The sequence below is a fragment of the Clostridium sp. AUH-JLR23 genome (assembly GCF_964238065.1).
GTDB lineage: Bacteria > Bacillota_I > Bacilli_A > Erysipelotrichales > Coprobacillaceae > Allocoprobacillus > Allocoprobacillus merdigallinarum.
Window position 1 is genome coordinate 17,109 of sequence record NZ_CAXSKY010000004.1, and the last position, 15,448, is coordinate 32,556.

Sequence of the window (15,448 nt, forward strand, 5' to 3'; positions counted from 1 at the left end):
CTATTTCACTTGGACACACTGCGCATCCATTTTTCTTACAGATAATTCATATCCTCTGACTGTAATTTCTACAGGATCACCTAATGGTGCAACTTTTCTAATATATAGACTCGTTCCTTTAGTGATTCCCATATCCATGATGCGTCGTTTATAAGCACTGTCCCCTTCTATTTTTGTAACAGTGACTGTACTTCCAACTTTCGCTTCACTTAAATTCATCATCATCTCTCCTCCCTTTTCAAATACCCTAAAAGCTATACCATGATATGACGTGCCATATCTTTGTTAATGGCAATTCTAGAATCTTTAATATTGACAATGACATTACCTTCAATGGCAGATAAAACAGTAATTTCACTTCCAGCAACGAAACCAAGATTTTCCAAAAAACGCCTTGTTTCTTCATTGCCACCTATTCTGCGAATTGTATTCACTTCTCCAACACCAGCTAATGTTAATGGCATCATAATCATCCCTTCTTATAATTAGCAAAAGCTAACTCTTGATTAAAAATATAAGTTAGTCGTATCTAACCTCATGAATAGAATACTACCATTTCCTGTATTTGTCAATAACTCCAAGCAAAAAAGTAGCTATTTTTATATTTTATAGTATAATAAATTAATTATAGGTATTTAAAAACTTGGGAAGTCAAACATCCCCAAGTTTATTATTTTTATTGATGAATTTCAAAAGTATATCCTTCTACAAATAATGTCATTGTCCCCTCTGTATCAGCCTGAGTTTTTAAAATAGGCATAGCCAAATAAAGCGTTCTTGTTTGTCCAGCTAATATACTGCCACTTTCTGAAATTGTTTTATGATCCTCACTCTCTAAAATAATTTGAGAATGAATGATTTCATCGTTCATTTGATATTCACAATAAATATACTCTGCAGGATCTATATCCAGGGATGATTGATTTTGAATTTCTAATGACAACACAACAAAAATCTGGTCTTCACGATCGGTAGGATGATAACTATAAAAGAATCCTTTTTGTGATGGCTCAATACGTTCACTTTCCTGGCAATCTAATATGGTGATTTGTGAATTGGAACAGTTTATCACATCACCAATAGACTTCACTTGATTATCTTCCTGTACTTCTTCTAAAGAAAAAGTATATTGATAATCTTTTTGGTTCATAACTTGAAGAGCTAGCTGTGCCTGTTGTTTCGTATTATTTTTGGCGACTTCACAATAAAGATGTATATAGCGTTCTTCTTGTGGTTTTAAAGTATCTGTGGTACTCATTTGTGTATAATGGATTGATTCTATAGCCAACTGAACATCATGTTTTTCATTATTTAATTCAATGTTTCCACTATATAAATCTGATAACTCATACTCATTTTCTGATAAATTATGAGTTCTCACGATAATATCAATAAATATATGTTGATTATCCGCTGGCTTTAAATATTGATATGTTCTATTTTTATTAGCAGGTGCAATCTCATCGGTTAATGATGTTTTTATCATTTCAAATTCCAACTGATTGTCAATTGTGTAAACCTCTGTCATTTCCAGCTCTGTTTGTGTTGGTGTCACTTTTGTTTCCGTCGATTTTGGAGAAGAGCACCCTGATAGCATGAAAGCTACCAGCAAAATGATTATTTTCTTCATAAATATCAGTCCCCTTTGACAATATTTTACCATAAATGAATCTTTTAGCGAAAAAAATAATCTCTTCTATAAATAAAAGGCTAAGTCAAAATTTGATTTAGCCTTATTTAATCACTCTTACTCTAATAACATTTTCTAAAGTTTCTAATTCTTCTAACCCTGCAATATCTTGTGTATCAATCATTGTATAAGCATACTCACCCTTAGCTTTATTGACCATATTTTCAATATTGATATGTTTATTCGCAAGAATTGTCGCAAATTGAGCTAACATATTAGGAACATTTTTATGAATTAAACAAATACGATATTGTGTTGTGCGTGGTTCTTTCACTGAAGGAAGATTCACAGAATTTGTAATATTTCCATTTTCTAAATAATCCATCATTTCTCTAACAGCCATGATTGCACAATTATCTTCTGATTCAGGTGTAGACGCGCCTAAATGTGGCATGACAATCACATCTTTTTGATCAATGATATCTTCTGTCGCAAAGTCTGTTATATATTTTTTGATTTTTCCCTGAGCAATTCCATCTAGAATATCCTGAGAGTTCACCAAATCTGCTCTAGCAAAGTTCAGAATACGAACTCCATCTTTCATTTTTTGAATACTTTCTTGATTGATCATTCCTTTTGTTTCTGGCGTGCTTGGCGCATGCAATGTAATATAATCACATTCAGTGAAAATCGTATCAACATTTTGAGCATTTTTGACCCATTTACTCATACCCCATGCTGCATCTACTGAAATATATGGATCATATCCATAGACTTCCATACCTAACTTAATCGCTGCATTCGCCACACTCACACCAATAGCCCCTAGACCAATAATCCCTAATTTCTTACCATCAATCTCAGGACCTACAAATTGACTCTTCCCCTTTTCTACCAGTTTTCCTACATTTTCCTGTCCTTTTAAAGTTTTGACCCAGTCAATGCCTTCAACAATCTGTCGTGAAGATAAAAACAATGCACATAAAACCAACTCTTTAACAGCATTCGCATTTGCGCCTGGTGTATTAAAAACAACAATCCCCTGTTCACTGCATTTTTCAATAGGAATATTGTTGACACCTGCTCCTGCACGCGCAATAGCTTTTAATGATTGCGGAAATTCATAATCATGCAAAGCTGCAGAACGAACAAGAATTCCATCTTCATCCTTCTGATCTTCTCCAACAAGATAATCCTGATTAAATAACGCTGTCCCTACTGAAGAAATCTTATTCATTAATTTGATTTTATACATTTTCATCACCTATTTTCTTCTTCAAATTTTTTCATAAAGGCAACTAATGTTTCAACGCCTTCTTTTTCCATTGCATTATAAATAGAAGCTCGAATACCTCCTACAGAACGATGACCTTTTAAATTCGTCATCCCTGCTGCTACTGATTCCTTCACAAACTTTGCATCTAAATCCTTGTTAGGACAAGTAAAAGTCACATTCATTAAAGAACGGTTATCTGGATCACTATGTGCAATATAAAAGTCTGACTGATCTAAATAATCATATATTAACTTTGCTTTTTCTTCATTTCTTTTTTTCATAGCTTCTAACCCACCTAAAGAATCAATCCATTTTAAGACTTCTCCTAATACATAGATTGAAAAAGTTGGTGGTGTGTTATACATAGAATCATTTTGAGCGATTGTATCATATTCCATCAGCACTGGAATTTTTTCCTGATGATCTTTGATTAAATCTTCTCTGACAATCACAACTCCTAGTCCTGCAATCCCCATATTTTTCTGTGCTCCAGCATAAATCATGCCATAATCATTCACATTGATTGGCTGAGATAAAATATTAGAAGACATATCAGCCACAATAGGTATTCCATGTGTATCTGGAACATACTTCCATTCTGTACCATAAATGGTATTATTTGAACATAAATGCACATAAGAGGCATCTTCTCTTATATCTAATTCATCTTGAGTTGGAATATGTTTAAAGTTCTGTGCACTGCCATCATAAGCAATATGCACATCACCAAATTTCTTTGCTTCCTGAGCAGCTTTCTTTGAAAAAGATCCTGTAATAATATAATCAGCTTTTCCATTTTTCATCAAATTCAGTGGAATCGTTGAAAATTGTTGTGTCGCCCCACCTTGAATAAATAATACCTGATAATGATCAGGAATATTCATGACTTTTTTTAACATAGCTTTTGTTTCATTAAAAATGTCAAGATAGGATGATGATCGATGACTCATTTCCATTACGCTCATACCACTATCGTTATAGTTCAACATTTGAGAAGCGATTTTTTCTAATACAGATACAGGTAATGTTGATGGACCTGCTGAAAAGTTATAAACTCTTTTTGTTGTCATATCGACACCCTCCTTTTTAAAATATTGATGTCATTATATATGATTTATACAAATTTATCAAATGATTTTATAATTTTTCATAATTTGTAATTATTTTTATATAAATTGTATACAATTTTATCTATTTATCACCCATCCTTTAAACTATATTCATCTTTATAACAAAAAAGAACTAGCTTTTTACTAGTTCATCTGTAATGTTGCTTCACGAATATAATTGCCTACATCCTGTGGCTGATGAGCATCAGAAGCATAAATCAAATCCACATGATTGTCTTTAAAAATCTGTAAAAGTTCCTGAGATAATCCCATATCTGGATGATGATAACGATAATAACATCCCACATTGTTTTCAGCTTTCATATGATGTGCTTTTAAAAGCTCTGCCATCTTTTGATAAGTTGGCTTTAAATCATATGTAGGATAGATCTGAAAAAGTTTAATCGTATCTGGATGTGCCAGTTGGGTAAATAATTGTGATTCTATTAATTGAAAGACAAGTTCGTAATAACGTTTATAGATATCATTGGCATCATAGCGATTCCATAATAAATCTTTTGAAAAACTCATATCATATAAGATACCATCAATAGAATGAATAGCCCCTACCAGAAAATCAAAAGAATATTGTCCTAATAATTCTTTTAAAAAGTTCTCATATTCTGGAACATAACAGACTTCCAGTCCATATTTCACTTTAACAGGCAAGTCCATTTGTTGGATATCTTTCATTAAATCAATGAAATCACTTAAATGATCTTTAAATTTCATTTCTTTATTTGCTAACCATGTCTTTTGTACATCATATTGTTTGAGTCTTTCATAGATGGGTTCAAATTCAATAAAACGATGTGTATGATCTAAAATTTGAATTTCATCTAATCCTTTTTGATGTGCTGCTTCTACAAATTGTAAAACATATTCTTTTGTAAGTGGTCCATTTTCTAGATGCATATGTCCATCAATATACTTCATTATTTCATCAACTCCTTTGATTTATTATATGAAGATATTTCTGAATTGTAAAATCATATTATTCATTATTTTTACTTTCATGATATAATCATTTTAGAGGTGATCAATATGCCACAATGGTGGAAAGAAGAAATTGTTTATCAAATTTATCCAAAAAGTTTTCAAGATAGTAATCATGATGGAATCGGTGATATTCAAGGAATCATTCAAAAACTTGATTATTTAAAAGATTTAGGTGTCACTATGCTTTGGATTTGTCCTATTTACTGTTCTCCTATGGATGATAATGGCTATGATATTGCTGATTATTATCAGATTCATCCTGATTTTGGAAGTATGAAAGATGTCAATGAACTGATTGTTAAAGCGAAAGAAAGAGATATCAAAATCATTATGGATCTTGTTATTAATCATACATCCGATGAACATGCCTGGTTTCAGGAAGCATTAAAAAATCCTGATAGTCCTTATCGACAATATTATATTTTTAAAGAAGGTCAAGATAACCAGCCTCCTACAAACTGGCGTTCTGTTTTTAGTGGTTCTGTTTGGGAAAAAGTCCCTCACGAAGATAATATGTATTATTTTCATTCTTTTTCTAAAAAGCAACCTGATTTAAACTGGGAAAATCCACAAATGAGAGAAGACATCTATCGCATGATTAACTGGTGGTTAGATAAAGGGATTGCAGGATTTAGAGTTGACGCTATTAACTTTATAAAAAAGGATCAATCCTGGCAAAATGGTCCTGTTGATGGCGCAGATGGACTCTCATCATGTTTTGAATTCACAAGAAATCAGCCTGGTATAGAAGTCTTTTTCAAAGAGTTGAGAGAAAAGACATTTGATATTCATCATTGTATGACAGTGGCGGAAGCTGTGGGTGTTCCTTATGATCAGCTTAGTATTTTTATCGGTCAGGATGGATGCTTTTCAATGATGTTTGATTTTAATTATTCACATATTGATATTACTGAACATGAAGAATGGTTCCCACTTCAAAATTGGACAATGCAGGAATACAAAGAAAAGCTCTTTTTAAGTCAAAAGGAAATCTTTAAAACAGGATGGTGTGGAACTTTCCTGGAAAATCATGATATGCAAAGAAGTTTAAACAGACTTATTCGTAACCCTCAAGAACGTACGCCAAAAGCCGCAAAAGCTTTAGGTCAAATGTTTATGTTTTTAAAGGGGACTCCTTTCATTTATCAAGGCGAAGAAATTGGAACCATCAACAATCATAGACTTTCTATCCATGATTTTGATGATCTTAATTCACATGCTCAATATCGTAGAGCCTTACAGGAAGGTTATAGCGAAAAAGAAGCTTTAGATTTTGTCAATCGTCGCAGTCGAGATAATACCCGTTCTCCTATGAGCTGGAATTCACAGTTATATGCAGGTTTTAGTGATGTTCAACCTTGGCTTAAGAATAATGAATATTATCAAGATATTAATGTTGCTAAACAGGCGAATGATCCCGATTCTGTTTTATCTTATTATAAACAGATGATTGCTTTAAGACAGAATTCTTTGTATCATCAAACACTCGTATATGGAGATTTCATTCCATTAGAAAGCGAAGAATATGTGATTGCCTATATGCGTCAAGATGATCAACAGACAATCTTATGTATTCAAAACCTTCAAAACAAAGAAACTCATTTTCCTTTATCTTCAAAAGCTCAAGTTCTTTTATCCAATGATCAAGTCAATATTCAAAACCAACAATTAAAACTTTCTCCATATCAAGCAACAATTCTACTTATTAAATAGAGGCCTTATGAGATAGAACATTCTATCTCATAAGCCTTTTTCACAAAAATCATCATTTCACTTGAAATAGTGATAAAATATATATCATAAGGAGGATTGTTTCATGAAACAGTTAAAACAACCAGACAATAAAATAATGATTTATCCGATTTATCACCATCAAAGTGTCTTGAATGATATATGTGATACCTTAGGATATGATATCAACACAATCATTAATAAAGACTTCAATCATTCAACAAAAGTCTATACACTTGGAAAATATGATTTCCCTTATATTCTTTTTGTTGGTCTTGGTGATGTCAGTGAACTAACTACAGCCAAACTTAGAAAGTTAGTTTTGAATATTTCAAAAAATATCAGTGAACCTGTTCAGCTGATGACTGATCATCTTGATGAAGGTATTGACAAGCATGCCTTTGTCAGAATATGGGTAGAATCACATATCATTGCCCAGTATCAGGAATGCAAGATTGGACATGATGCGAAAATGATAACTGATTTGGATATTGTATCATCAGGATATGTTGAAAAGGATATTGAAACAGGAAGAATCTATGGAGAAGGCATCAACTATGCCAGAAGACTTGCCGATACACCATCCAATCTGATGACACCGGAAGACATGGTCAAAGAAGCTGTCGAACTGGCTAAGACGTATAACATTGAATATACAATACTCAACAAGAGTGCCTTGGAAGAGATGAAAGCAGGAGGCATTCTGTCCGTCAATCAGGGAAGTCATATACCAGCCTACATGATTGTATTGAAGTATACGCATAATGGAAATGCACCGCATAAAGCCGTGATAGGAAAAGGAATTACATTTGATTCAGGAGGATACAACCTGAAATCAAACAGCTATGGCATGAAGTATGACATGTGTGGAGGAGCAGATGTTTTAGGAATCATGAAGATTCTTGCTGGTATCCAAGCTAAGACAAATGTTTATGGAATCATTCCAGTGACAGAGAATTTGGTGAATGGAAAAGCCTATAAACCACAGGATGTCATCACAACACTATCAGGAAAGACAGTCGAGGTCGTAAGCACAGATGCTGAAGGACGACTAATCTTATGTGATGCCATTACATATGCACAAAGACTAGGAGCTAGTCATCTTATTGATTTAGGAACTTTGACTGGCCCAGCCTTGGGAGATGTTTATACTGCTGTTTTCGCTAATGATGATGTCTATTATCAAGAATTTGAAGAAGCTATGAAAGCAGCTGATGAAAAAGGATGGCGATTACCAATGGACGAAGAATACCTTGAAAAACTCCAATCCAACAGCGCTGATTTCAAGAATGGTCCTATGACTTTTGGTGGAGAAGCCAGCGGGGCAGCCTGCTTGTTGAATGAATTCGTGGAAGATGGAAACAAATGGATTCACTTAGATATTGCAGCTACTGCTAAAACGCCTGATGGCGCAACTGGTGCTATGATCAGAAGTATTGTTGAATTATTAAAATCATAAATACACTTAAAAACCAATGAGGCTTATGGTCTCATTGGTTTTATTCTAACTCAAATTGTCCTGTATATAATTGATAATAACGTCCTTTTTGTGCAATCAATTCATCATGACTACCACGTTCAATAATTTGGCCATGATCTAACACCATAATCGCATCTGAATTTCTGACTGTCGATAATCTATGGGCAATCACAAAAACTGTTCGATTTTCCATTAAACGATCCATACCTTTTTCAATCAACTTTTCTGTACGTGTATCAATTGAACTTGTTGCTTCATCCAATATCAAAACAGGTGGATTGGCAATGGCAGCTCTGGCAATAGCTAGTAACTGACGCTGTCCTTGTGAGAGATTAGCCCCATCCCCACTCAACATAGTTTCATAACCATTTGGTAAACGTTTGATAAAACTATGAGCATTAGCCAATTTTGCTGCTTCTATCACTTCATCCATTGTCGCATCCAGTTTTCCATAACGAATATTATCAGCAATTGTTCCCGTGAATAAATGCGTATCCTGTAAAACAATAGAAATCGAATGTCTTAAATCATCTTTTTTAATTAATTTGACATCAATGCCATCATAAGTAATACTCCCACTATGAATATCATAGAAACGATTAATCAGATTTGTAATGGTTGTTTTCCCTGCTCCTGTACTTCCAACAAATGCAATTTTTTGTCCCGGTTTCGCAAACAAATTAATATTTTTCAAGATTGGAACATTTTCTTCATAGCCAAACACCACATCATGGAAACGCACATCACCCTTTAATTCGACAAGCTCAATACTTCCATCTGGTCTAGGATGACGCCATGCCCAATATCCTGTATGTTCCTGACATTCACTTAAATGACCATCTTTATGTTTATGCACTCTTGTTAATGTAACTTGACCATCATCAATTTCTGGTTTTTCTGACATCATATCAAATATTCTTTCAGCCCCTGCCATAGCTGCTAAAATGAAATTCAATTGTTGTGTAAATTGATTGACTGGTTGCGCAGTCTGTCTGACAAAAACCAGATATGAAGATAAACTTCCTAAATCCATAATACCACCGATTGTTAAAAATCCGCCAACACAAGCAACAATAGCGTAATTAAAATAGGAAATACTAACAACTGTAGGAATTGTTCTTCCTGAATAAGTCAATGCATTAGTCGCAGCCTCCTGTAAAATACGATTACGACGATTAAATTCTTCAATATTAGCCTGTTCATGATTAAAAACTTTGACAACTTTGACACCATCAACCATTTCTTCAATAAATCCATTCAAATCACCTAATGCCGCCTGTTGTTTAGAGAAATAATGTTTACTTCTTTTGGTTAAATATTGAATCATAAAATACATAATCAACATACAGGCAAAAACAATTAATGATAATTGCCAACTTAATACAAAAATTAAAATCAATGTTCCTACAATCATAATAAAGCTTTGAATTAAATTATCAAAACAGTTATTTAAAGCATCTTGAACTGTATCCAAATCATTTGTAAAATGACTCATTACTTCTCCATGTGTATGACTATCAAAATATTGAATAGGTAATTTTTGTGTTTTATCAAATAAGTCTTGTCGCATTTCTTTAACAATCTTTTGAGACGTATGCACCATCAATTGTTTATAAATGGCTGTTGAAGTCGCTCCAATCATATAGACAACAATCATAAAAATAATAAAACGAACCAATCCTTGATAATCTCCCGGCATTAAATATTGATTAATGACCGTACGAATTTGAAATGTTCCCCAAAGATTAATTCCTGTACTGATAATAACTAAAACAGCTACACTGCTTAAAGCATATTTATGATATCCAATATACTTTTTAAAGGAGTTTAATGTTTTCATCATATCTTGAGGTTTTGCATTTGTAATTTGTCTTGCCATTATAAACCAGCTCCTTCCAATTGAGAATAATAAATATCCTGATAAATGTGATCATGTGCCAACAACTCATCATGCATTCCCACTGCATGAATATGTCCATCTTCTAAAATCACAATCTGATCAGCATGTTGAACACTCGAAACACGTTGAGCAATAATGATTTTTGTTGTATCTTTTAAAGATGCCAACCCTTCTCGAATACTGGCTTCTGTGGCCGTATCTACTGCACTTGTAGAATCATCTAAAATCAAAACTTTTGGTTTTTTTAATAATGCTCTGGCAATACATAATCTTTGTTTTTGACCACCTGAAACATTGACTCCACCTTGTCCCATATCAGTTTGATAACCTTCTGGGAAATTTTTTATAAATTCATCCACACAAGCAATGTGACAAGCCCATTCAATGTCTTCATCACTTGCATTTTTATTACCCCAAAGCAAGTTTTCTTTAATCGTTCCACTAAACAAAGTATTCTTTTGTAAAACCATTCCTACACTATCTCTTAAATGTTCTACAGAATAATTTTTCACATTACGTCCATCAACCAAGACTTCTCCTTCACTAACATCATAAAGTCTAGGTATCAACTGTACTAAGCTCGTTTTCGCTGAACCCGTTCCTCCCAAAATACCAATCGTTGATCCTGCCGGTATATGTAAATCAATATCTGTTAAGACATATTCTTTAGCTGTTGATTTATATTTAAAATAAACATGGTGAAAATCAATCGTACCATTTTCAACAATTTCTGATGTATTTTGTGGATCGTGTATATCTGGTACTTCATCAAGCACTTCAATAATACGTTCACAACTGGCAATAGATCTTGTTAACATTAAAAAGACATTAGAAATCATCATCAATGCATTTAATATCTGCATGACATAGCTTAAAAAACCAGTCAATTCTCCAACTTTCATCGTTCCAGCTAAAATCATCTGTCCACCAAAAAATAAAATAGAAACAATCGTCAGATACATCACATATTGAAATAATGGCATATTCCATACTGAAGTACGAAAGGCTTTTTCACTATTTTCTCTTAAATTTTCATTCATGCCTTCAAATTTTTCAGATTCATACCCCTCTCTAACATATGATTTAACAACACGAATAGCATTTAAATTTTCCTGGACAATTGTATTAATATTATCCATACTTGATTGCATAAACTTAAACAGTGGTCCAACTTTTCTTACGATGACAAATAATCCAATCCCCAATATAGGTGTAGAAACCAAAAATATAAGAGCTAATTTTGCATTAATAGTAAAAGTAAAAAATAATGCCAACAAAAGCATAAAGGGTGCTCTGACTAATGGTCTAATTCCATTACATATCGCATTTTGAATGATAATAACGTCACTTGTTAAACGGGTAATTAAAGACGACGTTGAAAAATGATCAGTATTCGCAAAAGAAAAATTCTGAACTTTTTCAAATTCATCTTTTCTCAATTCGGCTCCAAATCCTTGTCCTGCCGTAGCTGCAAAACGAGCATATAAGACTCCTAAAACATAAGCAATGCAGGCACAAACAATCATCAGTATGCCTTGTATGACAATATATTTTGTATCTTTATTGGCTACACCTACATCAATAATATTAGCCATCAATACAGGTATCACAAGTTCAAAAACTGTTTCTCCAATAATACAGGCACATGCCAGTAAAAAATAACGTTGATATTTTTTTGCATATGGCCATAAGCGTTTAATCATATTTTCCCCTCCTATAAAATCTCTTTTCCTGTTAAATTGGTATACATACGAGATAAATATTCTTGAAACTGTTGCTTCTCTTTTTCACTGAATCCTTTTAAAGAAATTTGTTCTATTTCTAAACAATGTTCGTCCCATTTTTCTAAAGCCTTTTCTCCTTCAACTGTTAAATTCAGTTGATAAGCACGTTTATTTTGAGGATTTATAGCTTTTGTAATCATGCCTTTTTCTTCTAAGTTATCAAGAATCTTACTTACTGTAGCACTTTCAATATCACATTCTTTTGCGATATCTTTTAATTTACAATCCTTATGATTTTGAATATATCGTAATACTTTCGGTTGACCAGGTGATAAACGAAAAGCATTCATATTCATTCGATTCTTTTGTCTTTGCGCATGAAAAGCTTTAAAAACTAACATATAAAAAGGTGTTTTCATGATTTTCCTCCTTTCGTTAGCATACTAATTATTAGTACACTAACAATTATAGTCTTATTCAATCTTTTTATCAAGAGAATTGTATGTTATTTCATTTGCTTGTTAAAAATACGAGTGCTATAATACAAAAAAGAAAGAAGGTCGAATAAATGAGTAAAGTAGATATTATTTCTGGTTTTTTAGGAGCTGGGAAAACAACATTAATCAAAAAACTTATTCAGGATTGTTTAGGAAATGAAAAAGTTGTTTTAATTGAAAATGAATTTGGTGAAATTGGTATAGATGGAAGCTTCTTAAAAGAAGCTGGAATTGAAATTACAGAAATGAACTCTGGATGCATTTGTTGTTCATTAGTTGGTGATTTTAGTGAAGCTTTAAAACAAGTCGTAGCTAAGTATCATCCTGATCGTATTATCATTGAACCATCTGGAGTTGGTAAACTTTCTGATGTCATTAAAGCTGTTAGGGATGTTCATAGTGATGAACTTCAATTGAATAGTTTCTGTAGTGTTATTGATGTGAAAAAGTGCAAAACATATTCACTAAACTTTGGAGAATTCTTTAATAATCAGATTGAATATGCTTCTACCATTATTTTAAGTCGTACCCAAGATGTACCACAAGATAAGATTCAGGAAGCTATTGATATCATTAAATCTATGAATACAACAGCTTCTATTATCACAACACCTTGGGATGAATTAAGTGGTGAAACAATTTTACAGACAATGGAAAATGAAAATTCTTTACAGGACATCTTAATGAAAGAAGCAGATATTTGTCCAGAATGTGGTCATCATCACGAACACGGTGAACATTGCCACCATCACGAACATCATCATGAACATGGTGAACATTGTCATCATCATGATGAACATCATGAATGTTGTCACCATCATCATCACGAAAACGAAGAATGTCATCATGGACATCATCATGACCATGAATGTGGATGTGGTCATCATCACCACCATCATCATGCTGATGAAGTCTTTACAAGTTTAGGAAAAGAAACAATTCATACTTATACACAGGAACAGTTAAATCAAATTCTTCAGACTTTATCTTCATCTCATGAATATGGAGATATCTTGCGTGCGAAAGGTATTTTACCTACACCAGATAAGAAATGGTTACACTTTGATTTAGTACCTGGAGAATATGAAATTCGTTTTGGTAGTGCTGATTACACTGGTCGTATCTGTGTCATTGGTAAAGATTTATTAGAAGACAAAATTTATGAATTATTTGGAGTAGAATAATGAATACAAGAATCTATTTATTTACAGGGTTTTTAGATAGCGGAAAATCTTCATTTATTATTGATACCATTACAACAACAGATTTCTGTAATAATGAAAAAACTTTATTAATTATCAGTGAACAAGGTGAAAAAGAATATAATCAGGAAGATATTGAATCATTCAATTGTGATTTGGTTTATATTCATAAAGAAGATGAATTCAATCTTGAATTTTTAACCGAACTTAAAAACAAATATCATCCAACTCAAGTCCTCATGGAAGTGAATGGAATGTTTAATGTTGATCATCTTATTGAATGTGAAAAACCTGAAGGATGGGACGTTGTCCAAGTTTTAACAACTATCAATGCCAAGACTTTTGCTTTGTATATTCAAAACATGCGTTCTTTATTATATCAACATGTTGTTCATAGTGATTTGTTGATTTTTAATAGAATTGATAATTCTATTAAAAAATCATTCTTAAGAAATAATATTAAAGCCATTAATTCTACATGTCAGATTATTTATGAAAAAGAAGATGGCACTGTCAACACTCTAGAAGATGATGAATTACCATTTGATATTCAACAGGATTATATCAATGTTTTAGACCATGATTTTGGTCTTTTCTGCATGGATGCCCTAGATCACCCCGATAAATATGATCATAAGAAAGTCACTCTCAGAGGAAAATTCATCGGTCGTGATAAACAATTAGAAGATGGCTTTGTATTAGGACGTTTAGCTATGGTTTGTTGTGAAGAAGATACGTCTTTAATTGGTATGGTCTGTGAACATCCTGCTGCTAAACAACTGATTCCTAATGAATGGGTTGAAGTCACTGGTACAATTGATGTCCAGTATGATCCAGATATCAACGGAAATTTCTGTTTATTAAAAGTGGATGACTTAAAAGTCATTCCACCATTAAAAAATGAATATGTCACTTTTGATTAGAGGATGCATATCCTCTTTTTTATTTATATCTTATTCCTATGTCACCATTACAATCAACCTTATCCTTGCTATAATTTTTGAATATGACTCGAGCCATAATCATTTGTATCACAAGACTTATTGCCATTCCAGTCACAACATCTGTTAAAAAATGAGCTCTCATAATGATTCTTGATAATGCAACCAAAAAAGTAAAGCAAACCCCTATAAAAAATAATAAATTTTCTTTTCCTTTTAATTTTCTATTAAGTAAAGGCAATACACATAACAACATCGCACAAGCCGCATTCGCTGTATGTCCAGATGGAAAGGATTTAAATTCTTCACCTGCTACACCTAAAGCCATCAGCTGATCTTTCATTGTATTTCCTATAACCCACCAAGGCTGAAAACTGACATCATGACGACTACGAATCATTCGCATACGGGGGCGTTCCCATGTCATTTTCACAATATTAACAACAAAAACTTCAATTAAAACTATTAATAAAATAAAAATCACTATCTTTTTTATTGTATCCTGAGATGCATGGCTACTAAGTCGATAAATCAATACATCAACAATTCCTACAATGCCAATAGCTATCACTAAGCTTAATAATGTTGTCATTCTAGAAATATATAATAAAGCTCCTATTGTGATCCCTATAACAGCAATAAAATTAAAAAGTAGTGACAAACAACAATATAGCATCGTCTTTATTTTCTTATCCTTATCTATCATATGTAATAATAATGTTCCAATTGCAGCCATACATAACAAGGCAGGTATTTGACCATAGCCAGCCAAAAAAACACCAAAAATATTAGACGAATTATAAAAAAACTGTGAAATCTGATAATCCCAAATAGAACCTATCCCCATTAAAACAAGTAAAATAACACCTATAACTATGCAATACTTCTTCTTATATATTTGTATATCCATATTTTCTCAACCCTTTATTTGATAATATTATAAAAAATACAACTCTATC

The 15,448-nt window shown here is 32.7% G+C and carries 14 protein-coding genes; 4 read left to right on the forward strand and 10 right to left on the reverse strand.

Annotation, left to right across the window (positions count from 1 at the left end; translation table 11 throughout):
• The 6 genes from ACESR5_RS02850 to ACESR5_RS02875 form a co-directional block, all read right to left on the reverse strand.
• Entirely contained in the window at nt 1-219 is a 219-nt protein-coding gene (locus tag ACESR5_RS02850) for a ferrous iron transport protein A (RefSeq protein ID WP_087244908.1), read from the reverse strand.
• 35 nt (nt 220-254) lie between these two features.
• Nucleotides 255-467 carry a FeoA family protein gene (locus ACESR5_RS02855; protein WP_204209694.1) on the reverse strand — a complete coding sequence of 71 codons (213 nt, stop codon included), beginning with the start codon at nt 465-467 and terminating at the stop codon, nt 255-257.
• Nucleotides 468-676: 209 nt separating this feature from the next.
• A complete protein-coding gene (locus ACESR5_RS02860; RefSeq protein WP_373154133.1) occupies nt 677-1,630 on the reverse strand; it encodes a hypothetical protein in 954 nt (317 codons plus the stop codon).
• Nucleotides 1,631-1,733: 103 nt separating this feature from the next.
• Complete coding sequence (locus ACESR5_RS02865; RefSeq protein ID WP_373154135.1) at nt 1,734-2,885, reverse strand: phosphoglycerate dehydrogenase; 1,152 nt, start codon at nt 2,883-2,885, stop codon at nt 1,734-1,736.
• A 5-nt stretch (nt 2,886-2,890) separates the two neighbouring features.
• Nucleotides 2,891-3,976, reverse strand: coding sequence for a 3-phosphoserine/phosphohydroxythreonine transaminase (serC, locus tag ACESR5_RS02870; protein ID WP_373154137.1), 1,086 nt, complete (start codon nt 3,974-3,976; stop codon nt 2,891-2,893).
• 183 nt (nt 3,977-4,159) lie between these two features.
• Complete coding sequence (locus ACESR5_RS02875) at nt 4,160-4,951, reverse strand: PHP domain-containing protein (RefSeq protein ID WP_373154138.1); 792 nt, start codon at nt 4,949-4,951, stop codon at nt 4,160-4,162.
• Nucleotides 4,952-5,059: 108 nt separating this feature from the next.
• On the opposite strand from ACESR5_RS02875, the gene ACESR5_RS02880 reads away from it, so the two are divergent.
• Nucleotides 5,060-6,727, forward strand: coding sequence for an alpha-glucosidase (locus tag ACESR5_RS02880; RefSeq protein ID WP_373154139.1), 1,668 nt, complete (start codon nt 5,060-5,062; stop codon nt 6,725-6,727).
• A 103-nt stretch (nt 6,728-6,830) separates the two neighbouring features.
• Nucleotides 6,831-8,204 (forward strand): M17 family metallopeptidase, encoded by a 1,374-nt coding sequence (locus ACESR5_RS02885; protein ID WP_373154141.1) that lies wholly within the window; start codon nt 6,831-6,833, stop codon nt 8,202-8,204.
• 40 nt (nt 8,205-8,244) lie between these two features.
• Here ACESR5_RS02885 and ACESR5_RS02890 read toward each other — a convergent pair whose 3' ends face one another.
• The 3 genes from ACESR5_RS02890 to ACESR5_RS02900 are packed head-to-tail and all read right to left on the reverse strand — an operon-like array spanning nt 8,245 to nt 12,268.
• The gene (locus tag ACESR5_RS02890; protein ID WP_373154142.1) at nt 8,245-10,104 is read right to left on the reverse strand and encodes an ABC transporter ATP-binding protein; all 1,860 of its coding nucleotides are present in this window, start codon (nt 10,102-10,104) and stop codon (nt 8,245-8,247) included.
• Nucleotides 10,104-11,828: an ABC transporter ATP-binding protein gene (locus tag ACESR5_RS02895; protein WP_373154144.1), complete on the reverse strand. Its 1,725-nt coding sequence runs from the start codon at nt 11,826-11,828 to the stop codon at nt 10,104-10,106. The genes ACESR5_RS02890 and ACESR5_RS02895 overlap by 1 nt, the downstream gene beginning before the upstream one ends.
• An 11-nt stretch (nt 11,829-11,839) precedes the next feature.
• The gene (locus tag ACESR5_RS02900; protein WP_087244889.1) at nt 11,840-12,268 is read right to left on the reverse strand and encodes a MarR family winged helix-turn-helix transcriptional regulator; all 429 of its coding nucleotides are present in this window, start codon (nt 12,266-12,268) and stop codon (nt 11,840-11,842) included.
• Between the two features lie 149 nt (nt 12,269-12,417).
• Between ACESR5_RS02900 and ACESR5_RS02905 the strand changes: the two genes are divergently transcribed.
• A complete protein-coding gene (locus ACESR5_RS02905; RefSeq protein ID WP_373154145.1) occupies nt 12,418-13,530 on the forward strand; it encodes a CobW family GTP-binding protein in 1,113 nt (370 codons plus the stop codon).
• Nucleotides 13,530-14,471 carry a GTP-binding protein gene (locus ACESR5_RS02910; protein WP_087244891.1) on the forward strand — a complete coding sequence of 314 codons (942 nt, stop codon included), beginning with the start codon at nt 13,530-13,532 and terminating at the stop codon, nt 14,469-14,471. Before ACESR5_RS02905 ends, ACESR5_RS02910 begins: the two co-directional genes overlap by 1 nt.
• A 19-nt stretch (nt 14,472-14,490) precedes the next feature.
• On the opposite strand, the gene ACESR5_RS02915 is transcribed toward ACESR5_RS02910, so the two are convergent.
• Entirely contained in the window at nt 14,491-15,399 is a 909-nt protein-coding gene (locus ACESR5_RS02915) for a phosphatase PAP2 family protein (RefSeq protein ID WP_373154146.1), read from the reverse strand.
• Nucleotides 15,400-15,448 lie beyond the last annotated feature (49 nt).

Excerpts from the sequence above, each read along its gene's own strand:
- ACESR5_RS02865 (WP_373154135.1), bottom strand. The coding sequence starts at position 2,885 with ATGTATAAAATCAAATTAATGAATAAGATTTCTTCAGTAGGGACAGCG.
- ACESR5_RS02900 (WP_087244889.1), bottom strand. The coding sequence starts at position 12,268 with ATGAAAACACCTTTTTATATGTTAGTTTTTAAAGCTTTTCATGCGCAA.
- ACESR5_RS02895 (WP_373154144.1), bottom strand. The coding sequence starts at position 11,828 with ATGATTAAACGCTTATGGCCATATGCAAAAAAATATCAACGTTATTTT.
- serC (WP_373154137.1), bottom strand. The coding sequence starts at position 3,976 with ATGACAACAAAAAGAGTTTATAACTTTTCAGCAGGTCCATCAACATTA.
- ACESR5_RS02910 (WP_087244891.1), top strand. The coding sequence starts at position 13,530 with ATGAATACAAGAATCTATTTATTTACAGGGTTTTTAGATAGCGGAAAA.
- ACESR5_RS02880 (WP_373154139.1), top strand. The coding sequence starts at position 5,060 with ATGCCACAATGGTGGAAAGAAGAAATTGTTTATCAAATTTATCCAAAA.
- ACESR5_RS02905 (WP_373154145.1), top strand. The coding sequence starts at position 12,418 with ATGAGTAAAGTAGATATTATTTCTGGTTTTTTAGGAGCTGGGAAAACA.
- ACESR5_RS02890 (WP_373154142.1), bottom strand. The coding sequence starts at position 10,104 with ATGGCAAGACAAATTACAAATGCAAAACCTCAAGATATGATGAAAACA.
- ACESR5_RS02855 (WP_204209694.1), bottom strand. The coding sequence starts at position 467 with ATGATGCCATTAACATTAGCTGGTGTTGGAGAAGTGAATACAATTCGC.
- ACESR5_RS02885 (WP_373154141.1), top strand. The coding sequence starts at position 6,831 with ATGAAACAGTTAAAACAACCAGACAATAAAATAATGATTTATCCGATT.
- ACESR5_RS02875 (WP_373154138.1), bottom strand. The coding sequence starts at position 4,951 with ATGAAGTATATTGATGGACATATGCATCTAGAAAATGGACCACTTACA.
- ACESR5_RS02850 (WP_087244908.1), bottom strand. The coding sequence starts at position 219 with ATGAATTTAAGTGAAGCGAAAGTTGGAAGTACAGTCACTGTTACAAAA.
- ACESR5_RS02915 (WP_373154146.1), bottom strand. The coding sequence starts at position 15,399 with ATGGATATACAAATATATAAGAAGAAGTATTGCATAGTTATAGGTGTT.
- ACESR5_RS02860 (WP_373154133.1), bottom strand. The coding sequence starts at position 1,630 with ATGAAGAAAATAATCATTTTGCTGGTAGCTTTCATGCTATCAGGGTGC.